An 18,318-nucleotide genomic window follows, 5' to 3' on the forward strand; every position below is an offset into this window, starting at 1 on the left:
CGAGTCGCGGTCGCGGCTGATTTTTGCCCAAAGCGTTCATGGAAGGGTGCTCCGAGCATCTCTGAGATGGGCTGGAAAACCGAACAGCAGCTTTCCGGCAGTTCAAGGCCTATAGCGCGTTGGCCAAATCCACGAACCGCTGGTCCTGGTCAGTTCCTGAAGACGATGCAGGCGCCGCCACTCTTGCGGACTTCGCGGCACACGGCCTCGGCTTCCTGCCGGGTCGGACGGCCAATGCGGGCCGTGTATCGCAGCCTTGTCCCGAAGGCACGGTTGCGTTCCTTCTGGATCAGCGGCTTTTCCTTGTTCAGCGGCGCGGGCAGGGATCGAACGGTCGACAGGAACAATCTGACTGCCACCGTCTTCTGGAAATGCCCCGCCAGTTGCGCGCCCCACGGTGCCCAAGCGCCTTCCGCCTCGAATTCCAGGGCCTTGAGGCGCCGCGTGTCGGCAAGCGCGATGCAGGCGTCCTCGAAGGACTTCTGCCCGTCGAGGCGCAGGTCGATGGCTGTAGGCGGGTTGTCGCGCCAGTCCTCGGCCGCATGAGCCGTGATATCAAGGACGTAGTTGCGGGTCTCCTGCGGCAGGCTTCCGTTTTTCAGGAATGTCCGCAGTCCGCCTTCGCCGGCATTATAGGCGGCGGTGGCCAGGCCGATATTGCCGAAGCGATCTCGCAGGTCATCGAGATACTCGGCCGATTTCTTCAATGCCTCCAAAGCGTCGAAACTGTTCGATAGGCCGCGCAGTCTTGCGGTGGAGGGAATGAATTGCGCTATTCCTTCCGCGCCCTTCGGGCTGACGGCATCTGGACGGAACCGGCTTTCCGTCCAGATCAGCCGCGCAAAGAAATCGGGCGGCAGATCGTTCTCGGCGGCGAAATGGGCAAGCGCCCCGCATATGTCGCGATTGAAGCTGGTCTCGCGGACGCAGAGCGTTCCAGTGCTGGTGGCTATCGAGTAGATACAAGGCGGCGCGCGCCATTCAATCTGGGCGATCGCGGCATCCGCCGGGATGCTGGAGGCCAGCGCCCCTGCAGCCAGCAAGGCAAGTCTCCGCCTGTCCCATCTCCGTCGCGCGTGCCACATCGCTCCCTCATATCACCGATGCGAAACGAGAGGGAGGTGCGTGCTGATTGCGCCGGCAGGATGTGGCGTGCTGTTGGCGCAAAGCGGTTGTAGCCGCCAACCGTTCTCTACGAAGCCAGCTTCCACCGCATCTCGGTGCCGAAGGCCAGAAACGCATCGCGGGACAGCGGTCGCGCAAAGGCATAACCCTGCAACAGGTCGCAGCCGAGAAGCCCCAGCATTTCGGCGTGCTGCATCGTCTCCACGCCTTCCGCCACGATCTCGATGCCGAGCGAGCGGCCGATCTCGATGATCGAGCGCACCAGCGCCTGCTCGTCGCGCGAGGAGAGGATGGGCGCCACGAGCTGGCGGTCGATCTTCAACCGCTTGGGCTTCAGCTTCAAAAGGCTGACGATGGAGGTATGGCCGGTGCCGAAATCGTCGATCTCGATATCGATGCCGAGCGCCTTGATGCGTTCCAGATTGGAGAGCACCACGTCGTCGCTCTCGTCGAGGAAGATCGATTCGACCAGCTCGAAGGCGATCTGCCCGGGCTGGATGGAGAGGCCGGTGAGGCTGTCGATCAGGCTCTCGTCGCGCAACCGGCGGGCCGACACGTTGACCGAAATCTTCGGCATGATCAGGCCTTGTGCGGCCCAGCGGGCGCAATCGATCAGCGCCTTTTCCAGCACGATCCGGTCGAGCGTCGCCATGACGTTGAGGTCCTCGGCGATCTTCAGGAAGCGGTCGGGCGTCAAAAGTCCGTCGCGCGGATGGTTCCAGCGGATCAGCGCCTCGGCACCGGCGAGCTTCAGCGTGCCGGCGTCGATCTGCGGCTGGTAATAGGGCACGAATTCGTTGTTCTCGATGCCCGCCAGGATATCGTCGGCGATGCGCTTGTTCGAGATGATCTCGGCCTGCAGCGCCTGCGTGAAGAATTCATGCCGGTTGCGGCCGAGCGCCTTGGCGCGATAGAGCGCGATATCGGCATTGACGAGCAGTTTCGCGGTGTCGATCGACCGGCCCTCGGCCAGCGCCACGCCGATGCTGACGCCGAAGCGGCAGAGGTGGCCCTCATATTCGACGGGCTGCTGCATCAGGGTGATGATGCGGCGCGAGAGCGTGCTGAGATAGGTCTGGTCGGTCGTATCGGTCACCACGACGACGAATTCATCGCCGCCGATGCGCGCGACGAGATCGCCCGGCCGGGCGGAGGCGCGCAGCACCTGCGAGGCGTGCACCAGCAGCGCGTCGCCGGCGGCGTGGCCGAGCGTATCGTTGATCTGCTTGAAGCGGTCGAGGTCGATATGCAGGATGCCGACGCGCACCTCGGACGCTTCGCTGAGCGCCGCGATGGCGGTCAGTTCGTCGTCGAGCTTGCGGCGGTTGCCGAGCCCGGTCAGCGGGTCGTGCAGCGCATTGTGCTCGATGCGGACCTTCGCCTGTTCGAGCTCGATGTTCTTGACGTCCGCCTGCGTCTTCGCCGCCTTGAGGTGCTCCTTCAGGATCACGTCCTCGGTAACGTCGAAGGCAAGGCCGATCAGCTTGCGGCTGCCGCCGTGGCCGTAGTGGATCTTGCCGACGGAGCGCACATGGCGGATTTCGCCGCCCGGCAGCACGACGCGCGCCTCGTGCACATAGGGCAGGTCCTGCGCAATACAGCGCTCGACATTGGCGGTGATGTCGTTGCGGTCCTCCGGATGCACCGCGCCGAGCCAGGCCTCGTGCGACACGATGCCGTCGGTGAAGGTCAGCCCGTAGAGCTGGTGCATGCGGCCGTCCCAGAAGGTCCGGCCAAGGTCCAGGTCGGCCTCCCAAAGGCCGCATTGATAGGAATCGAGCGCCAGGTCGAGGCGGCGCGTCGTCTGTTCCAGCTCGGCATTCTGCCGGTCGGAGCGCTCCTTGGCCTCCTTGAGGCTGTCCGTCATCTGCACGTCTTCGGTGACGTCGAAGGCGAGGCCGACAAGCTTGCGGCGGCCGTCCTGGGCGATGTGCAGCTTGCCGACCGACTGGACATGGCGGATCGAGCCGTCCGGATGCACGACGCGCGAGGTGCGTATATAGGGCACGTTCTCGCGGATGGTCTCGTTGGCCTTGCGCTCGGCCTCGATGCGGTCGTCGGGGTGGATGGCGTTCACCCAGATGTCGTGGGTGACCCGCTCGCCGGTATTCACCACGCCGTAGAGCTGGTGCATGCGGTCGTCCCACAGCGTCAGCCCATCCTCCAGATCGGCCTCCCAGAGGCCGCACTCATATGAATCGAGCGCCAGATCGAGGCGCTGCGTCAGCTTCGCAAGCTCGGCATTCTGCACCTCGGTGTGTTCCTTGGCGCTCTTCAGCGCCTCGTTCAGGAGCACGTCCTCGGTGACGTCCCAGCTGATGCCGGTCAGCTTGTCCTTGCCGTTCGGGCCGGCAAGGCGCGAGCCGACATTGCGGATGTGGCGCACGCTGCCGTCGGGCAGGCGGATGCAATATTGTGACTTGTAGTCGTTGCCGCCGGCGCGGACCACGTCCATCTCGGCCCTGGCGGTGGCGACATCCTCCGCGGAGAGCACGGCGTCCCAGTTGAGGTCGTTCGGCGATTCGTTTTCCGGCACGCCGTGCATGCGGTGCATCTGGACGTCCCAGCTTCGCGAGCCGGTCGAAAGCTCGATCTCCCAGATGCCGATCTTGGAGGCATCCAGCGCGGTGTCGAGGCGCTGCGACAGCGATTTCACCTGCCGCTCGCGCGCCCGGAGGCGGGCGATGTTGCGCTGGCGCTCGCTGACGAGGCCGCCGGTCAGGAAGATCGGCACGATGATGACGAGCGCGGCAGCGGCGATGATCAGGCGCACCTGCGTCAGGTTTTCCGGCGGGTGATGCCAGCCTTTCGCCGGAATGGCCGCGAGTTCCCAGCGCCCGCCGGGAAAGTCGAGCACCTGCACCACGGGCTCGTTCTCGAAGATCTCGGCCGCGCCGAAGAACGGATCGACGATGTTGTCCGGCACGCTGACGTCGCGGATGGCAAGCTGGATATCGGTCGGATGCTGCGGCATGCCATATTGGCCGGGCCGGTCGGGATCGATCAGGCCGGCATCGGTGAAGAGCTTCCGCTCGTCGATCAGCCCGTCGATATAGCCCCAGAAATAGTGCCGCGCGTCGACATTGGTGAAGACCGGCATGAAGAGGTTGAAACCGCGGCCGCCCTTGGCGAACTGCACCGGCCCGAACATCAGCGGGCGCCCGCGCGAGCGGTCCATCTGGGCGGCGCGACGGAAGGAGGGGAAGCGGTTGAAATCGTTGCCGATATAATGCTGGTTGCCGTCGAGCGGAAAGGCGTGCGTGACCTTGGCGTCCGGCGCCACGCCGACGCGGCGGAAATGGGTGTTCTGCAGCATCAGCTTGCGGGCGAAGACGTTGAATTGCAGCGTCGCCTGGTCCGGCGCCACCGCGAACATGTTGGCCACGCTGCGCAGCGCCGCCACATTGCTGTTCACCTCGCTCTGCAGCCGTGCGCTGACCAGCGCAAGGTCGCCCGAGACATGGCTTTCCAGCTCTTTGAGATAGATGCGCTCGTTCTGCCGCTCGTAGATGATGCCCGCGGTGAGGATGACGCAGCCGGCGATCGTCGCCGGCACGAGCGATGGCCGCGCCCATTCTGCGATGGATGCCAGATGGCGGCGAAGGGCAGCAGTCAATGGCAAGAATCGATCCCCGATGAGGGACGAACGGTAAGGCTTGCATCCTTAAAATTGCATTTATAAGCAACTGAAATACTTGCACTTCCGCGCGGTTAACCGGTCGGATCGTGTCACTTCACGACAGATCGGCCAGGCCATTTGTCCGACAATCCAGGGGATGAGCCGGCGGCACGGCTTGATTCGTATGATCTTTCCGGCCATCCATTCCAAAACGCGCGTGGGGACGGGCGAATTTCGCCATATTTGGGGGGCATCTGACGTGACCAGCAAAAAGACTGATTCATTCCCAGGGGTTCGCACGATGCGCCTATTGATCGCCGCGCTGTTGGCTACGGCCGTTTTCCTCTCGCCGCTCGCCGCATCGGCCGAAAGCGCCGATGTCGAGGCCGTGATCACCAGCGTCGACACGGGCAGCCTCAGCCTGTCGCTCGACGACGGCAAGAAGTACCAGGCGCCGGAAGAGTTCAACTTCGAAGGCCTGGAGCCGGGCGTGAAGGTGCTGGTGTTCTACACCGAAGTCGACGGCAAGCGCGTCATCAACGACCTCGAAATCATCCAGTAAAAATTTGCCCCTCGTCCCCCTGCCGGGACCTTCTCCCCGCAAGCGGGGCGAAGGGGCAAAACGGTGAGCCCATCATTCCTCGCCCCGCTTGCGGGGAGAGGATGCCGGCAGGCAGGTGAGGGGCCAGTATGGCGCAAGCCTCAAAGCCAGTGCATCCCCGTCGCGTCGATGCGCAGCAGGCGGTCCTGGTGGATTGGCGTGTTGGCCGCCTCTTCTTCCGCCATGCCATGCAGCCGGAACGCCGCGCGGAAAACCCCGCCATGGCTGACGCAGACGGTTGGCCCGCGCACGTCGGCAAGCCAGGAGGCGATGCGCCAGGAGAGGATCTCGTAGCTTTCCGCGGCTTCCCCCGGCGGAATGAAGTTCCATTTGGAATGCATGCGCTCCTCGACCCTGTCCGGCACCTTCGCCATCAGTTCGGGCAGCGTATGGCCCTCCCAGTCGCCGAAGGAGACTTCGACGAGGCGCGGGTCGGTGCGGTAGGCGAGGGGATCGAGGCCCATGGCGCGACGCAGGATTTCCATCGTCTCGCGCGTGCGCCCGAGCGGGCTCGCCACGAAATCGTAATCGGAAACCGTCTGCCCGAGAATGCCCTTGAGGGCGGCGCCGTTACCGGCCGCCTGTTTGCGGCCGGTGTCGTTCAGCGGGATGTCCTGCTGGCCTTGCAGCCTGCCCTCTGCATTCCACGCGGTCTGGCCGTGTCGGATCATGTAGATGGGCAAGGTGCAGTCCCGCTGCTTGGAGTTCACTCAGTCCTTGATGACGGAAATGTCCGGCGCATCGACGGCCTTCATGCCGACGACGTGGTAGCCGCTGTCGGCATGATGCGTCTCGCCGGTCACCGAGCGCGACAGGTCGGAGAGCATGTAGAGGCCGACATCGCCCACTTCCTCGATGGTGACGGTACGGCGCAGCGGCGCGTTGTACTCGTTCCACTTGAGGATGTAACGGAAATCGCCGATGCCGGAGGCGGCCAGCGTCTTGATCGGGCCGGCCGAAATCGCGTTGACGCGGATGTTCTTCGGGCCGAGGTCGACCGCGAGATACTTCACGCTCGCTTCAAGTGCCGCCTTGGCGACGCCCATGACGTTGTAGTTCGGCATGACCTTTTCCGCGCCATAATAGGTCAGCGTCAGCATCGAGCCGCCATCGGTCATCAGCTTTTCCGCGCGCCGGGCGACCGACGTGAAGGAATAGACCGAGATCTGCATGGTCTTGGCGAAGTTCGCCGGCGTGGTGTCCACGTAGCGGCCGGTCAGCTCGTCCTTGTCGGAAAAGCCGATGGCATGCACGAGGAAGTCGATCTTGCCCCAGGTCTTCTCGATATTCTCGAAGACCGCGTCGATCGACGCTTCGTCGGACACATCGCAATCGCCAGCCAGCACCGCGCCGATTTCGGCCGCCAGCGGCTCGACGCGCTTCTTCAGCGCATCGCCCTGATAGGTGAGGGCAATTTCGCCGCCCTGTGAATGGATAGCCTTGGCGATGCCCCAGGCGATGGAACGGTTGTTGGCGACGCCCATGATGACGCCGCGCTTGCCCTTCATCAGACCAGATGCCTGAACCATGGTTTGCCCCCTGATACTTAAGTCAATTGTGCCTATGGCATAGGCGGCAATGCGGTTCAAGCGCGCGGGGGTTCAGGAACTGTTAGCATCCGTAACAATGGGTGCATGTTTTACGAAAGCGTCACAATCGATTTAAAGATAAAGGCCTTCGCGCAGGCTGCGCATCAGGTCGATCATCTTGGCATCCGGCTTTTCCCACAGGAGAAGGCGGATTTCGGCAATCAGATCGCCGCGTTCGCCGTTTTCCATGACGAGGCCTTCGCCTTCGATGCGGATCTTCTGGTCGGAGCCCGACCAGGCCGGCACCGTCACGGGGAAAGAGCCGAGCGGCCCTTCGACCGTCGTCTCGCAGCCGAGCACGGCATTCTCGATCGTCACCGGCAGGTCGACCTTCAGGTCGAAGCCATCGACCCGGAAGCGGCCGGGCGCCACGCGCACGGTGATGACGGCATCGCCGCGCTTCAGGTTCTCGAAGCGGTATCCGGCTTCCTTGAGGCGCATGACCTGGCCATCCGTCGTGCCCGCGCCGATCGGCACGCGCAGCGTCTGGCCGTCCGGCGTTTCGAGCGTCGGGCGCACGCGGTTCAGGATATCCTCGACGGAGACCGTGACGTCGGCAAAGAAGTCCGGCGCCTTGTCGACCTTGGGGCGGCCACCGCGAATGCGGCGGATGATGGCGGAGATGATGGCGGCGGCCGGTGCGATGCCGCGGCCCTGGCCCGCATCGTCCGTCTCCGGCTCGTCGGTCGCCTTGCGGGCGTCCTGGGCGGGCGCCGCTGCGGCCTGCGGCTGCGGGCGGGCCTGATTCTGGGCCTGCGCCTGCGATTGGGCCTGCGGCTTGCCCTCGGCCGGCTGGCCGCGGGAATCGACGCCGAAGATGCGGGCGATCATGTCTTCCGCGCCTTCGTCCGCCATGCGCGGCGGCGGGTCGTTCCTCACCTTGCGCTCGGCCTGCTGGCGGCGCATCTGCTCCATGCGGCGAAGCTCGGCCTCGCGCTGCTGGCGGTCGTAGCGGCTGCGTTTGTCGGGGTCGCGCAGAAGATCGTAGGCCCGGCCGGCCTCGGTGAAGCGCACGGTGGCGTTGGGGTCGTCGTGGTTCTGGTCGGGATGCACCGCTTTTGCAAGCGAGCGCCAGGCCGCCTTGATTTCATCCTGCCCGGCGCTTCTTTTCACGCCCAGCACCGAATAGGGGTCACGCATAACTTCCACCCATTGTCGTTTTGCCGACCATGATAGGGGGCACGTCCTAATCACTGGTTACGGGTCAGGGTTGAAAAATCGCAAACATGCGCGCGAGAGGATTCAGCCCTGGCGATCGAAGGCCAGCAGCAGCCATTCGCCGGAACTGCCGAGGCAGGTGCGGCCCGAATAATTGGCGATCCCCTGATAGGAATGTTTCGTCGTCACGAAATCGCGGCAGGTGCGCCCGGCATCGTCGCGGTTTTCCGCAATGGTGCTGATCACGCCCGCACTGCCCGAGGCGGAATTCGCCCAGGGGATCGGATTGCCGGCGGTGCGCGAAATATCGGCGGAGGAGACGGCGTTGCGCACGGTGATCTCGTCGGTCAGCCCCTCCGCGCCGGCCGGCACGGCGCTGGTGCGCACGGTATCGACCTTGCTGTCGGAAAAGACGTCGAGGCCGCCCATGCAGCCCGGCAGAAGCGCGCAGCCCATCGTCACGCCGGCAACAGCAAGGCAGCGCGCCCAGTATGGCTTTGTCTCGGGTCGCGACTTTGCTATGACATCCACTCCTGTCTGCCCCCAATCGTCAAAAAGATCGGCATTGAATCGAATATGAGCGAAAATGCGTTAACAAGCGGTGACTTCACCCAGGAGAACGAGCCCTATTCCCTGTTCGGCACATGGCTGGAAGAGGCCGGAAAGACCGAGCCGAACGACCCGAACGCGCTGGCGCTCGCCACCGTCGACGAGACCGGCCTGCCCAATGTGCGCATGGTCCTCTTGAAAGGTTTCGATGAGCGCGGCTTTGTCTTCTACACGAATTTCGAAAGCCACAAGGGCGTCGAGCTTCTCGGCGCCCACAAGGCCGCCATGTGCTTCCACTGGAAATCGCTGCGCCGCCAGGTGCGCGTGCGCGGCGATATCGAGGTGGTCACCGATGCCGAGGCGGACGAATATTACGCCTCGCGCCCGCGCGGCAGCCGCATCGGCGCCTGGGCCTCGAAACAGTCGCGCCCGCTCGAAAGCCGCTTCGCGCTGGAAAAGGCGGTCGCCGAATATACCGCCCGCTACGCGATCGGCGAAATCCCCCGCCCACCGCACTGGTCCGGCTTCCGCCTGAAACCCGTCTCGATCGAATTCTGGCACGACCGCCCCTTCCGCCTGCACGACCGCGTCGAATTCCGCCACGCGGAAGACGGCCAAGGCTGGACGAAGGTGCGGATGTATCCGTGAGGGATCAGCGCCTCAGCAGCCGGAACGGGATGCCGGAGGCCAGCGCGCCGACATATTTCGGCTTCTGGTAGAGCCCGTTCAGCGAGATGCGGGGCAGTGTCGTCGGGGTGTCGAAGGAGCGGGTGGAGAGCGTGCCGGGGTCCGTGGTGACGGCGACGCGGAAGCCGAGGTCCTTGGCGAGGCGGTGTTCGCGCGGCGAAACGGCGGCGCGGTCGCCATAGGGGTAGGCGAAGGTTTCCGGGCGGTGGCCGATGATCGCGGCGATGCGGTCGGCCGAGTGTTCCATCTCGCGGCGCGCGTCCTCGTCGCTGAGGCGGGCGAGCGCGCGGTGGCTGACCGTGTGGGCGCCGATCGAGGCCAGCGGGTTGAGCACGAGGCTCTTCAGCTCGGGTTCGCGCATGACGAGCCGTTCGGTCAGCATCATCGGGTCGATGCCATGGGCCTTGGCTGCGGCGTCGAGCTTTTTGATCGCCGCCGCTTCCTCCGTCTCCACCTGGATGAAGCGGGCGAAGCGGCTGAAGGCGGCCTGTTTCTGGAAGGGCGTGGCGAGCGGCATGGTGACCGCACCCGAGCCGAAATCGAACTCCAGATGCGGCGCGGCGCGCAGAAGCTCCGTCAGCGTCTCCCACCAGATGCCATGCGTCTTGCAGCAGAAGCCCGGCGCGACGAACACGGTGAACGGCACCTTGTGGCGGGTGAAGACCGGCTGGGCATGGACCGCATTGTTGCGGTAGCCGTCATCGAGCGTGAAGGCGGCGAACCGCTCGCCGGCCCGGGCGATGGCGAGGCGCGCCGGCATGTCGGCGAGCGCCACGAACTGGTAGCCCTCTTCCGTCAGGTGCTCGATCGCCGCATCCAGGAATTCCGGCGTGATCTCCAGATGCGCATTGGGATCGAAGGCCTGCGCCACCTTGGGCCGCACATGGTGCAGCGTGAAGATCGCGCCCATGCCACGCGCCGACGCCATCAGCCCGACCCGCTCCGCCAGATGCGCAAATTCCAGCCCGCCGGTGATTACGGCGCGCTTCAGACCCTGTCGCATTGTGCTGCGGATAGGCATGTCGTCTGTGTCTTCCCTGGCTGTTTCTCGCCGCCGTTATCGCATCCGGTCGGTATCCGAGTGGTTAACAACGGCTTTCCTGTGGCGCGAGGGCAGGGGCGGTCCCTGCTGGAAGGTGAGGATGCGGATGACGTCCATGAAAATGAGCGTGACGGGGCCAAACATCGTTGCGCCCTCCTATCTGTTGAACTGCCCGCATTGTCCGCCCGCTTGCCACCCTTGCTCAAACGAGTTTATCGTCGATTTCGAATGACTTGAGGTTATGCGATGAAACGCGGACGGCTGCCGCTCACGGCACTGAGGAGTTTCGAGGCGGCGGGCCGGCTCGGAAGTTTTACGCTCGCGGCGGAAGAGCTTCTGGTATCGCAGGCGGCCGTCAGCCGGCAGGTCAAGGAGCTGGAGGCCGAGCTCGGCAAGCCGCTCTTCGAGCGCCGCCATCGCAGCGTGCGGCTCACCACCGCCGGGCAGGCGCTGATCGAGGTGCTGTCGCGCGCCTTCAATGCGATGGATGCGAGCCTTTCGGAAATCCGGGGCAGGCGGGGCGGCGGCGTGCTGGAAATCAGCGCGGAACCCTCCTTCGCCGCCTGCTGGCTCGTGCCGAATCTCGACGATTTCCACTCCGATCACCCCGAGATCGACGTCGTGGTCGATTCCGACATGCGGCTGATCGAGTTCCGCACCCACGAGCCCGAAATCGCCATCCGCCATTCGACGGACGCGACCGCCTGGCCGCGCGCGCAGGCGGAGCATCTTGCCGACGTGGAAATGGTTCCGGTGGTCATGCCGTGCCTCGCCGAGGACGGCCCGCCGCTGAACACGCCGGCCGACCTTCTGGCCTATACCCTGCTGCATGAGGAGAACCGCAGCAGCTGGCAGCGCTGGTTCGCCGCCGCCGGCCTGCCCGAGGCGCCGCCGGGTCGCGCGCAGATTTTCACGGAGGGCAATCTCGTGCTGCAGGCCGCGCTGCGCGGCCACGGCGTGGCGCTGGTCGATCGTTCCTTCGCCGCCGAGGACATTGCCGCGGGCCGCTTGGTGCAGCCCTTCGACGTCTCGATCCGCTACGGCGCCTACTGGCTCGTCGCCCGCGACTTCAAGCGCCTGTCGCCGGAGGCACGGGCGTTTCGGGAGTGGTTGTTGCGGCGGATTGTTGTGCCCGACGGAGGATGAGGGGCGGCGCAAACGGTTCCTGGAAAATCAGGTCTTCGTCCCGCCCACCGTGATCTGATCCATCCTCAAATGCGGCTGGCCGACGCCGACCGGGACCCATTGGCCGGCCTTGCCGCAATTGCCGATGCCGGTGTCGAGCTTGGTGTCGTTGCCGACCATCGAGACGCGGCGCATGGCGTCCGGGCCGTTGCCGATCAGCATGGCGCCCTTGACGGGGGCCGTCACCTTGCCGTTCTCGATGAGATAGGCTTCCGTGCAGCCAAAGACGAATTTGCCGGAGGTGATGTCCACCTGTCCGCCGCCGAAGGAGACGGCGTAGAGGCCGTTCTTCACCGAGGCGATGATCTCTTCCGGCGTCTTGTCGCCGGAGAGCATGTAGGTGTTGGTCATGCGCGGCATGGGGCGGTAGGCGTAACCCTGCCGGCGGCCGTTGCCGGTGGCCTTCATGCCCATCAGGCGGGCGTTCTGCCGGTCCTGCATGTAGCCGACCAGCTTGCCGTCCTCGATCAGCACGTTATAGGCCGACGGCGTGCCCTCGTCGTCGACGGTGATCGAGCCGCGGCGATTGTCGATCGTGCCATCGTCGACCACGGTGACGCCCTTGGCCGCGACCTGCTCGCCGAGCAGGCCGGCGAAAGCCGAGGTCTTCTTGCGGTTGAAATCGCCCTCAAGCCCATGGCCGACCGCCTCGTGCAGCATCACGCCCGGCCAGCCGGAGGAGAGCACTATGTCCATCGTGCCGGCAGGTGCTTCCACCGCTTCCAGATTGACCAGCGCCTGGCGCAGCGCCTCGTCGGCGCCGAAACGCCAGCTCTCCTCGGTGAGGAAAGCGTCGAAGGTCGTGCGCCCGCCGATGCCGTAGCTGCCCGTCTCCTGCCGGTCGCCTTCGCCGACGACGACGGAGACGTTGACGCGGGTCATCGGGCGCACGTCGGTGACGCGATGGCCATCGGCGCGCAAAATGTTGACGACCTGCCAGCTTGCGGCGATCGACGCCGTCACCTGCCGCACCTTCGGGTCCTTGCCGCGCAAGTAGCCGTCGATCTCGGTCAGGAGCGCCACCTTCTGTTCGAAGGTCGGCGAGCCGATCGGGTTGTCCTGCGTGTAGAGCTGGCGGTTGGTGCCCTGCGGCGCTTCGGAATAGTCGGCGGAGTAGCCGCGCGTCACGGCACCGGCCGCATCCGCCGCGCGCTTCAGCGCCGACAGCGTCATCTCGCCCGAATGCGCATAACCCACGGCCTCGCCCGCTACCGCGCGCAGGCCAAAACCCTGGTCGGTGTTGAAACTGCCGCCCTTGAGGCGGCCGTTGTCGAAGGAAAGCGATTCCGCCTGGGCGTGTTCGAGGAAGAGCTCGCCGTCGTCGGCGCTCTTCAGCGTTTCCCGCAGCACCGCCTGCACGGATGCCTCGTCGGCATCGAAGAGGGAGAGGAGGTCGGTGTTCATGGCAGGCTCCGCAAACTTTTAAACTCGGGGTTCATGTAAGTCCCCCGGCGGCGGGCGGCAAGCCCGCCGGAGGGCGGCTTACGGCAGCGCGTCGTAGCCTTCGCCAAAACCCTTGAGGTCGACGGGGATGCCGATGCCTTCTTCCGGCGACTGGAAGACGATGAAGGTGGCGGTGGCGCCGGAGCGGAAGGTCTTCAAGAGTTCGTCTTCCAGCACGACTTCAGCATAGCAGCCATCGGCGAAGCAGCGCACGAAATAGGCCCGCCCGATATCCTTGCCGTCGACATTGAGGCCAAGCCCGTTCGGCAGCAACACGCCGAGCGGCGCCAGCACGCGAAGAATCTTCGCCTTGCGGTCGGCGGTCTTCAGCACGACGACGGAGAGGCCGAGTTCCGGCCGGTCTTCGGCGAGAACGTTCTGCATCAGCGCGCATTGTTCGCCCGACGCACCTGCCGGCTGATCGCAGACGATCGACCAGGCGCCGTGGTTGGATTTCACCGTGCCGGGCTGCTGGGCCGTCGCAACAGAGGCCAGTGCAATCGTACCGAGCGCGAAGACGGCAAGGCCGAATGCTGCCCGGGACAGCCGGGAAAGGGGAGCAAAACCCATGAAAACCTCGGAATCTCGAATCAGTCGGGGTATCTTTGAAGGGACGGGGCCGAAATGAAAAGCCCTGCGCGCTCATTTCCAATTGATTGAAGGCGGAAATTGGACCGGCCGCGCACACTTTATAATAGGGGCGGCCCAGGCCCTGCCGGACAGGCGCTTGCGGCGCGCGAAAAGGGTGCTCCGGCCGGGATCGCCGCGGCCAAACCTTTCATGCTATAGGGAATTATGAAGAAACTGTGGGGAGAGGCCCAAGGCTTTTGCTTTTGCGCAAAAATGCCGCACGGGCGGTCCCCCATGGCTGTTGCGGCGAGCATGAAACTGTGGTTTTAAGCACTCAGTATAGCAGGGATTCTGCGCGCCTGTTTGATCCCAATCAAACGCCTTGGGGAGATACGTTGTGAAAAACAAAGCTTTTGCAGTTCTGGCCGCTCTAGGCTGTCTGCTCTTTGCTTCGACCGCTTTCGCTGATCAGCCGTTCGACTGGCAGAAGGGCCTCCAGCCCGCCGCGACCTCGATGATGGAAGAGATCCGCTGGTTCGAGCAGTACACACTCTGGTTCATCGTACCGGTCACCCTGTTCGTTCTCGTCCTGCTCATCCTCGTGGTCGTGAAATTCCGCGAAAGCGCGAACCCGGTTCCGTCCAAGACCAGCCACAACACGGCGATCGAAGTCGTCTGGACGCTCGGCCCGGTCGTCGTTCTCCTCTTCCTGGCGATCCCGTCCTTCCAGCTTCTGACCAAGCAGCTCGCCCCCACGGAAGAGCCGGAACTGACGATCAAGGCCACCGGCTTCCAGTGGTACTGGGGTTATGAATACCAGGTCGGCGAAGCGCCGCTCTCCTTCGACAGCCTTCTCCTGCAGGACGGCGACCGCGCCGCGGCTGGCAAGGAAGACAAGGGCGTCTACCCGCGCCTTCTCGCCGTCGACAACGAACTGGTCGTTCCGGTCGGCAAGCATGTGCGCGTCCTCGTCACCGCTGCCGACGTGATCCACGCATTCGCCATGCCGTCCTTCGGCGTGAAGATCGACGCCGTGCCGGGCCGCCTCAACGAGACCTGGTTCAAGGCCGACCGCGAAGGCCTGTTCTACGGCCAGTGTTCCGAGCTCTGCGGCAAGGACCACGCGTTCATGCCGATCGCCATCCGCGTCGTCTCGCAGGAAAAGTTCGATACCTGGCTTGCTGCCGCCGCGACGAATGTCGGCGAGGCAAACAAGGCCCTGATGGCGTCTGTCGACGGAGCGGACAAGTCCGTGAACGTCGCCCAGAACGCCGCGCAGTAATTCCAAGGGAGTTGAGACCATGGCCGGAACATCCGCTGCCCACGGCGATCACAACGATCACCACGAACACAAGCCGCTCACTTTCTTTCAGCGTTGGTTCCTGTCGACCAACCACAAGGATATCGGCACCCTCTACCTGATCTTCGCGATCCTCGCCGGCATCATCGGCGGCACGCTCTCGGTCTTCATGCGCATGGAGCTGCAGGAGCCGGGCATCCAGATCTTCCACGGCCTGGCCCAGATGGTCTACGGCTTCGAGGGTGACGCCGCCATCGACGGCGGCAAGCACATGTTCAACGTCTTCACGACGGCGCATGCGCTCATCATGATCTTCTTCATGGTCATGCCGGCCCTCATCGGCGGTTTTGCCAACTGGATGGTGCCGATCATGATCGGCGCGCCGGACATGGCCTTCCCGCGCATGAACAACATCTCGTTCTGGCTGATCATCCCGGCCTTCCTGCTCGTGCTGCTCTCGATGTTCGTCGAAGGCCCGGCGGGCGGTTATGGCGCGGGCGGCGGGTGGACGATCTATCCACCATTCTCCACCGCGGGCCAGCCCGGTCCGGCCATGGACTTCGTCATCCTCGGCCTGCACATCGCCGGCGCATCCTCGATCCTCGGCGCGATCAACTTCATCACGACGATCCTCAACATGCGCGCTCCGGGCATGACGCTGCACAAGATGCCGCTCTTCGCCTGGTCGGTGCTGATCACCGCCTTCCTTCTTCTGCTTTCGCTGCCGGTCCTGGCGGGCGGCATCACCATGCTGCTGACCGACCGCAACTTCGGCACGGCCTTCTTCGCGCCTGAAAACGGTGGTGACCCGATCCTCTTCCAGCACCTGTTCTGGTTCTTCGGCCACCCGGAAGTGTACATCCTGATCCTGCCCGGCTTCGGCATCGTCAGCCACATCGTGTCGACTTTCTCGCGCAAGCCCATCTTCGGCTACCTCGGCATGGCCTACGCCATGGTCGCCATCGGCGCCGTCGGCTTCATCGTGTGGGCGCACCACATGTACACGGTCGGCATGTCGCTCGACACGCAGCGCTATTTCGTCTTCGCCACGATGGTCATCGCGGTTCCGACGGGCGTGAAGATCTTCTCCTGGATCGCGACGATGTGGGGCGGTTCGATCCGCTTCACCACGCCGATGGTCTGGGCGATCGGCTTCATCTTCCTGTTCACCGTCGGCGGCGTCACGGGCGTCCAGCTCGCCAATGCCGGCCTCGACCGCGCCCTGCATGACACCTACTACGTGGTGGCCCACTTCCACTACGTTCTGTCGCTCGGCGCTGTCTTCGCGATCTTCGCGGCCTGGTACTACTGGTTCCCGAAGATGACCGGCTACATGTATTCGGAATTCCTCGGCAAGCTGCACTTCTGGGTCATGTTCGTCGGCGTGAACCTGATCTTCTTCCCGCAGCACTTCCTCGGCCTCGCCGGCATGCCGCGCCGCTACATCGACTACCCGGATGCCTTCGCAGGCTGGAACGCGGTGTCGTCCTACGGCTCGTACATCTCGGCCTTCGCCGTGCTGATCTTCCTCTTCAGCATCGTCGAAGCCTTCGCCAAGAAGCGCGTCGCCGGCGACAATCCGTGGGGCGAGGGCGCCAACACGCTGGAATGGCAGCTGTCCTCGCCGCCGCCGTTCCACCAGTGGGAACAGCTCCCGAAGATCAAGTAAGGTCTTCAGACGATCGGGGCCGCCGGCAACGGCGGCTCCATTTCTAAAAGAGGCCGGCAAACCCGGCCGAACGCGACGGAAAGAACATGGCGGTCATCGAGCATCACGACACAGCAGCAGGCGGCGGCGAGGTATACCTCTCCGAAGCGTCGCCGCGAGATTTCTTCGAGCTCCTGAAGCCGCGCGTCATGTCGCTCGTCGTCTTCACGGCCTTTGCCGGCCTGGTCATGGCGCCCGGCACGATCAACCCGTTCATCGGCGCCATAGCGATCCTCTGTATCGCCGTGGGCGCCGGAGCCTCCGGTGCCCTCAACATGTGGTACGACGCGGATATCGATGCGGTCATGACCCGCACCGCCCAGCGTCCCATCCCGTCCGGCCGCATCCGCCCGGAAGAAGCGCTCGCCTTCGGCCTGACGCTCTCCGCCTTCTCGGTCGCGATCCTCGGCCTTGCGGTCAACTGGCTGGCCGCCGGCCTGCTCGCCTTCACCATTTTCTTCTACGCCGTCATCTATACGATGTGGCTGAAGCGCTCGACGCCGCAGAACATCGTCATCGGCGGTGCCGCCGGCGCATTTCCGCCGATGATCGGCTGGGCCTGTGTCACCGGCGGCGTCTCCATCGAGAGCGTCGTCCTCTTCCTCATCACCTTCCTGTGGACCCCGGCCCACTTCTGGGCGCTGGCGCTCTTCAAGATGCGTGACTACGAGGCCGTCGGCGTGCCGATGCTGCCGAACGTCGCCGGCGAGTGGACGACGAAGGTGCAGATCCTGATCTACGCCATCCTGACCGCCGTCATCGCCGTCGTGCCGACCTTCCTCGGCTTTGCGAGCCTCGGCTACGGTCTCTTTGCCGCAGCGCTCGGCCTCGGCTTCGTATGGTATTCTGTCGGCGTGTTGCGCATGCCGGAAGGCGACCGCGCGATGGTGCCGGCCAAGAAACTCTTCGCCTTCTCCATCGTCTACCTGTTCGCGGTCTTCTCTGGGCTGATGCTCGACCACCTGATCGCGTCATTCGGATGGGTACTATAATGGAAACGGTAAACCTCACGGAAAGCCAGAAGAAGTCGCGCCGCGGCCGCAACATTGCGCTCGGTATCGTGCTTCTGGGCCTCGTCGTGCTCTTCTACATCGTCACGCTGGTGAAATTCGCCGGCGGAATGGTGGGCTGACATGAGCGAGACGAAACAGACCGAAAAGAGTGGATTGGGCAACGGCACGATCGTTGCCATCTGCTGTTCCTTCGTCATCGGCATGGCCGGCATGGCCTATGCTGCCGTGCCGCTATACGAAATGTTCTGCAAGGTCACCGGCTACGGCGGCACGACGCAGCGCGTCGAGCAGGCCTCCGACGTCATCCTCGACAAGACGATCAAGGTGCGCTTCGACGCCAATGTCGGCCCGGGCCTCGCCTGGAGCTTCGAGCCCGTGCAGCGCGAAGTCGAGATGAAGATCGGCGAGACCGTGCAGATCCTTTACAAGGCGCGCAACAACGCCTCGACGCCGACCACCGGCCAGGCGACGTTCAACGTCACGCCGCAGGCTGCCGGCGCCTATTTCAACAAGGTCCAGTGCTTCTGCTTCACCGAGACGACGCTGAAGCCGGGCGAGGAACTCGAAATGCCCGTGGTCTTCTTCGTCGATCCGGAGATCGTCAAGCCGGTCGAGACCAAGGGCATCCACACCATCACGCTGTCCTACACCTTCTATCCGCATGAGGCGACGAAGCCGGTGGTTTCGTCTGCGGATATCAAGACGGACGACGCGAACAAGCTTTGAAAG

17 protein-coding genes are annotated in these 18,318 nt (G+C 64.2%); 8 read left to right on the forward strand and 9 right to left on the reverse strand.

Annotated elements, in window-relative coordinates; all coding sequences use genetic code 11:
* Positions 1-149: 149 nt before the first annotated feature.
* Together GB927_RS18130 and GB927_RS18135 are read right to left on the reverse strand one after the other, a co-directional pair.
* Positions 150-1,085, reverse strand: a complete 936-nt coding sequence (locus GB927_RS18130) for a lytic transglycosylase domain-containing protein (protein WP_256118601.1) — start codon at positions 1,083-1,085, stop codon at positions 150-152.
* Positions 1,086-1,192: 107 nt separating this feature from the next.
* Entirely contained in the window at positions 1,193-4,747 is a 3,555-nt protein-coding gene (locus GB927_RS18135; protein WP_256118602.1) for a bifunctional diguanylate cyclase/phosphodiesterase, read from the reverse strand.
* Positions 4,748-5,045: 298 nt separating this feature from the next.
* On the opposite strand from GB927_RS18135, the gene GB927_RS18140 reads away from it, so the two are divergent.
* Positions 5,046-5,306 carry a DUF1344 domain-containing protein gene (locus GB927_RS18140; protein ID WP_256118603.1) on the forward strand — a complete coding sequence of 87 codons (261 nt, stop codon included), beginning with the start codon at positions 5,046-5,048 and terminating at the stop codon, positions 5,304-5,306.
* Positions 5,307-5,446: 140 nt separating this feature from the next.
* Here GB927_RS18140 and GB927_RS18145 read toward each other — a convergent pair whose 3' ends face one another.
* The 4 genes from GB927_RS18145 to GB927_RS18160 all read right to left on the reverse strand — a co-directional run bounded on the left by GB927_RS18145 (position 5,447) and on the right by GB927_RS18160 (position 8,623).
* Positions 5,447-6,028, reverse strand: coding sequence for a histidine phosphatase family protein (locus GB927_RS18145; RefSeq protein ID WP_256118604.1), 582 nt, complete (start codon positions 6,026-6,028; stop codon positions 5,447-5,449).
* A gap of 27 nt (positions 6,029-6,055) precedes the next feature.
* Complete coding sequence (fabI, locus tag GB927_RS18150) at positions 6,056-6,874, reverse strand: enoyl-ACP reductase FabI (protein WP_256118605.1); 819 nt, start codon at positions 6,872-6,874, stop codon at positions 6,056-6,058.
* Positions 6,875-7,006: 132 nt separating this feature from the next.
* On the reverse strand, positions 7,007-8,074 hold the full coding sequence (locus tag GB927_RS18155) for a DnaJ C-terminal domain-containing protein (protein ID WP_256118606.1): 1,068 nt from the start codon (positions 8,072-8,074) through the stop codon (positions 7,007-7,009).
* 102 nt (positions 8,075-8,176) lie between these two features.
* Positions 8,177-8,623 carry an RT0821/Lpp0805 family surface protein gene (locus GB927_RS18160; protein ID WP_256118607.1) on the reverse strand — a complete coding sequence of 149 codons (447 nt, stop codon included), beginning with the start codon at positions 8,621-8,623 and terminating at the stop codon, positions 8,177-8,179.
* A 45-nt stretch (positions 8,624-8,668) separates the two neighbouring features.
* Here GB927_RS18160 and pdxH point away from each other — a divergent pair, with 45 nt between their 5' ends.
* Entirely contained in the window at positions 8,669-9,289 is a 621-nt protein-coding gene (gene pdxH / locus GB927_RS18165) for a pyridoxamine 5'-phosphate oxidase (RefSeq protein WP_256118608.1), read from the forward strand.
* A gap of 4 nt (positions 9,290-9,293) precedes the next feature.
* Here the strand turns inward: pdxH and GB927_RS18170 are convergent, their stop codons facing one another.
* Positions 9,294-10,349, reverse strand: coding sequence for a polysaccharide deacetylase family protein (locus tag GB927_RS18170; protein ID WP_256118609.1), 1,056 nt, complete (start codon positions 10,347-10,349; stop codon positions 9,294-9,296).
* A 267-nt stretch (positions 10,350-10,616) separates the two neighbouring features.
* On the opposite strand from GB927_RS18170, the gene GB927_RS18175 reads away from it, so the two are divergent.
* The gene (locus GB927_RS18175; protein WP_256118610.1) at positions 10,617-11,516 is read left to right on the forward strand and encodes a LysR substrate-binding domain-containing protein; all 900 of its coding nucleotides are present in this window, start codon (positions 10,617-10,619) and stop codon (positions 11,514-11,516) included.
* A 27-nt stretch (positions 11,517-11,543) separates the two neighbouring features.
* Here the strand turns inward: GB927_RS18175 and tldD are convergent, their stop codons facing one another.
* Both tldD and GB927_RS18185 read right to left on the reverse strand, forming a co-directional pair.
* On the reverse strand, positions 11,544-12,959 hold the full coding sequence (tldD, locus tag GB927_RS18180) for a metalloprotease TldD (protein ID WP_256118611.1): 1,416 nt from the start codon (positions 12,957-12,959) through the stop codon (positions 11,544-11,546).
* Between the two features lie 78 nt (positions 12,960-13,037).
* Entirely contained in the window at positions 13,038-13,568 is a 531-nt protein-coding gene (locus GB927_RS18185; RefSeq protein ID WP_256118612.1) for an invasion associated locus B family protein, read from the reverse strand.
* Between the two features lie 397 nt (positions 13,569-13,965).
* Here GB927_RS18185 and coxB point away from each other — a divergent pair, with 397 nt between their 5' ends.
* From coxB to GB927_RS18210, 5 genes are all read left to right on the forward strand, one after another.
* Positions 13,966-14,850, forward strand: coding sequence for a cytochrome c oxidase subunit II (gene coxB, locus GB927_RS18190; protein WP_256118613.1), 885 nt, complete (start codon positions 13,966-13,968; stop codon positions 14,848-14,850).
* A gap of 19 nt (positions 14,851-14,869) precedes the next feature.
* The gene (gene ctaD / locus GB927_RS18195) at positions 14,870-16,537 is read left to right on the forward strand and encodes a cytochrome c oxidase subunit I (RefSeq protein WP_256118614.1); all 1,668 of its coding nucleotides are present in this window, start codon (positions 14,870-14,872) and stop codon (positions 16,535-16,537) included.
* 86 nt (positions 16,538-16,623) lie between these two features.
* Entirely contained in the window at positions 16,624-17,568 is a 945-nt protein-coding gene (locus GB927_RS18200) for a heme o synthase (protein ID WP_256118615.1), read from the forward strand.
* On the forward strand, positions 17,568-17,708 hold the full coding sequence (locus tag GB927_RS18205; protein WP_256118616.1) for a cytochrome c oxidase system small membrane protein: 141 nt from the start codon (positions 17,568-17,570) through the stop codon (positions 17,706-17,708). Before GB927_RS18200 ends, GB927_RS18205 begins: the two co-directional genes overlap by 1 nt.
* 1 nt (position 17,709) lies before the next feature.
* Positions 17,710-18,315, forward strand: a complete 606-nt coding sequence (locus GB927_RS18210; RefSeq protein ID WP_256118617.1) for a cytochrome c oxidase assembly protein — start codon at positions 17,710-17,712, stop codon at positions 18,313-18,315.
* Positions 18,316-18,318: the final 3 nt, after the last annotated feature.

This window comes from Shinella lacus (assembly GCF_010994755.1).
Classification (GTDB): domain Bacteria; phylum Pseudomonadota; class Alphaproteobacteria; order Rhizobiales; family Rhizobiaceae; genus Shinella; species Shinella lacus.

Coding starts and splice junctions, on each gene's coding strand:
- GB927_RS18130 (WP_256118601.1), bottom strand. CDS start 1,085: ATGTGGCACGCGCGACGGAGATGGGACAGGCGGAGACTTGCCTTGCTG.
- GB927_RS18170 (WP_256118609.1), bottom strand. CDS start 10,349: ATGCCTATCCGCAGCACAATGCGACAGGGTCTGAAGCGCGCCGTAATC.
- GB927_RS18175 (WP_256118610.1), top strand. CDS start 10,617: ATGAAACGCGGACGGCTGCCGCTCACGGCACTGAGGAGTTTCGAGGCG.
- tldD (WP_256118611.1), bottom strand. CDS start 12,959: ATGAACACCGACCTCCTCTCCCTCTTCGATGCCGACGAGGCATCCGTG.
- pdxH (WP_256118608.1), top strand. CDS start 8,669: ATGAGCGAAAATGCGTTAACAAGCGGTGACTTCACCCAGGAGAACGAG.
- GB927_RS18205 (WP_256118616.1), top strand. CDS start 17,568: ATGGAAACGGTAAACCTCACGGAAAGCCAGAAGAAGTCGCGCCGCGGC.
- GB927_RS18185 (WP_256118612.1), bottom strand. CDS start 13,568: ATGGGTTTTGCTCCCCTTTCCCGGCTGTCCCGGGCAGCATTCGGCCTT.
- fabI (WP_256118605.1), bottom strand. CDS start 6,874: ATGGTTCAGGCATCTGGTCTGATGAAGGGCAAGCGCGGCGTCATCATG.
- ctaD (WP_256118614.1), top strand. CDS start 14,870: ATGGCCGGAACATCCGCTGCCCACGGCGATCACAACGATCACCACGAA.
- GB927_RS18200 (WP_256118615.1), top strand. CDS start 16,624: ATGGCGGTCATCGAGCATCACGACACAGCAGCAGGCGGCGGCGAGGTA.
- GB927_RS18155 (WP_256118606.1), bottom strand. CDS start 8,074: ATGCGTGACCCCTATTCGGTGCTGGGCGTGAAAAGAAGCGCCGGGCAG.
- GB927_RS18140 (WP_256118603.1), top strand. CDS start 5,046: ATGCGCCTATTGATCGCCGCGCTGTTGGCTACGGCCGTTTTCCTCTCG.
- GB927_RS18210 (WP_256118617.1), top strand. CDS start 17,710: ATGAGCGAGACGAAACAGACCGAAAAGAGTGGATTGGGCAACGGCACG.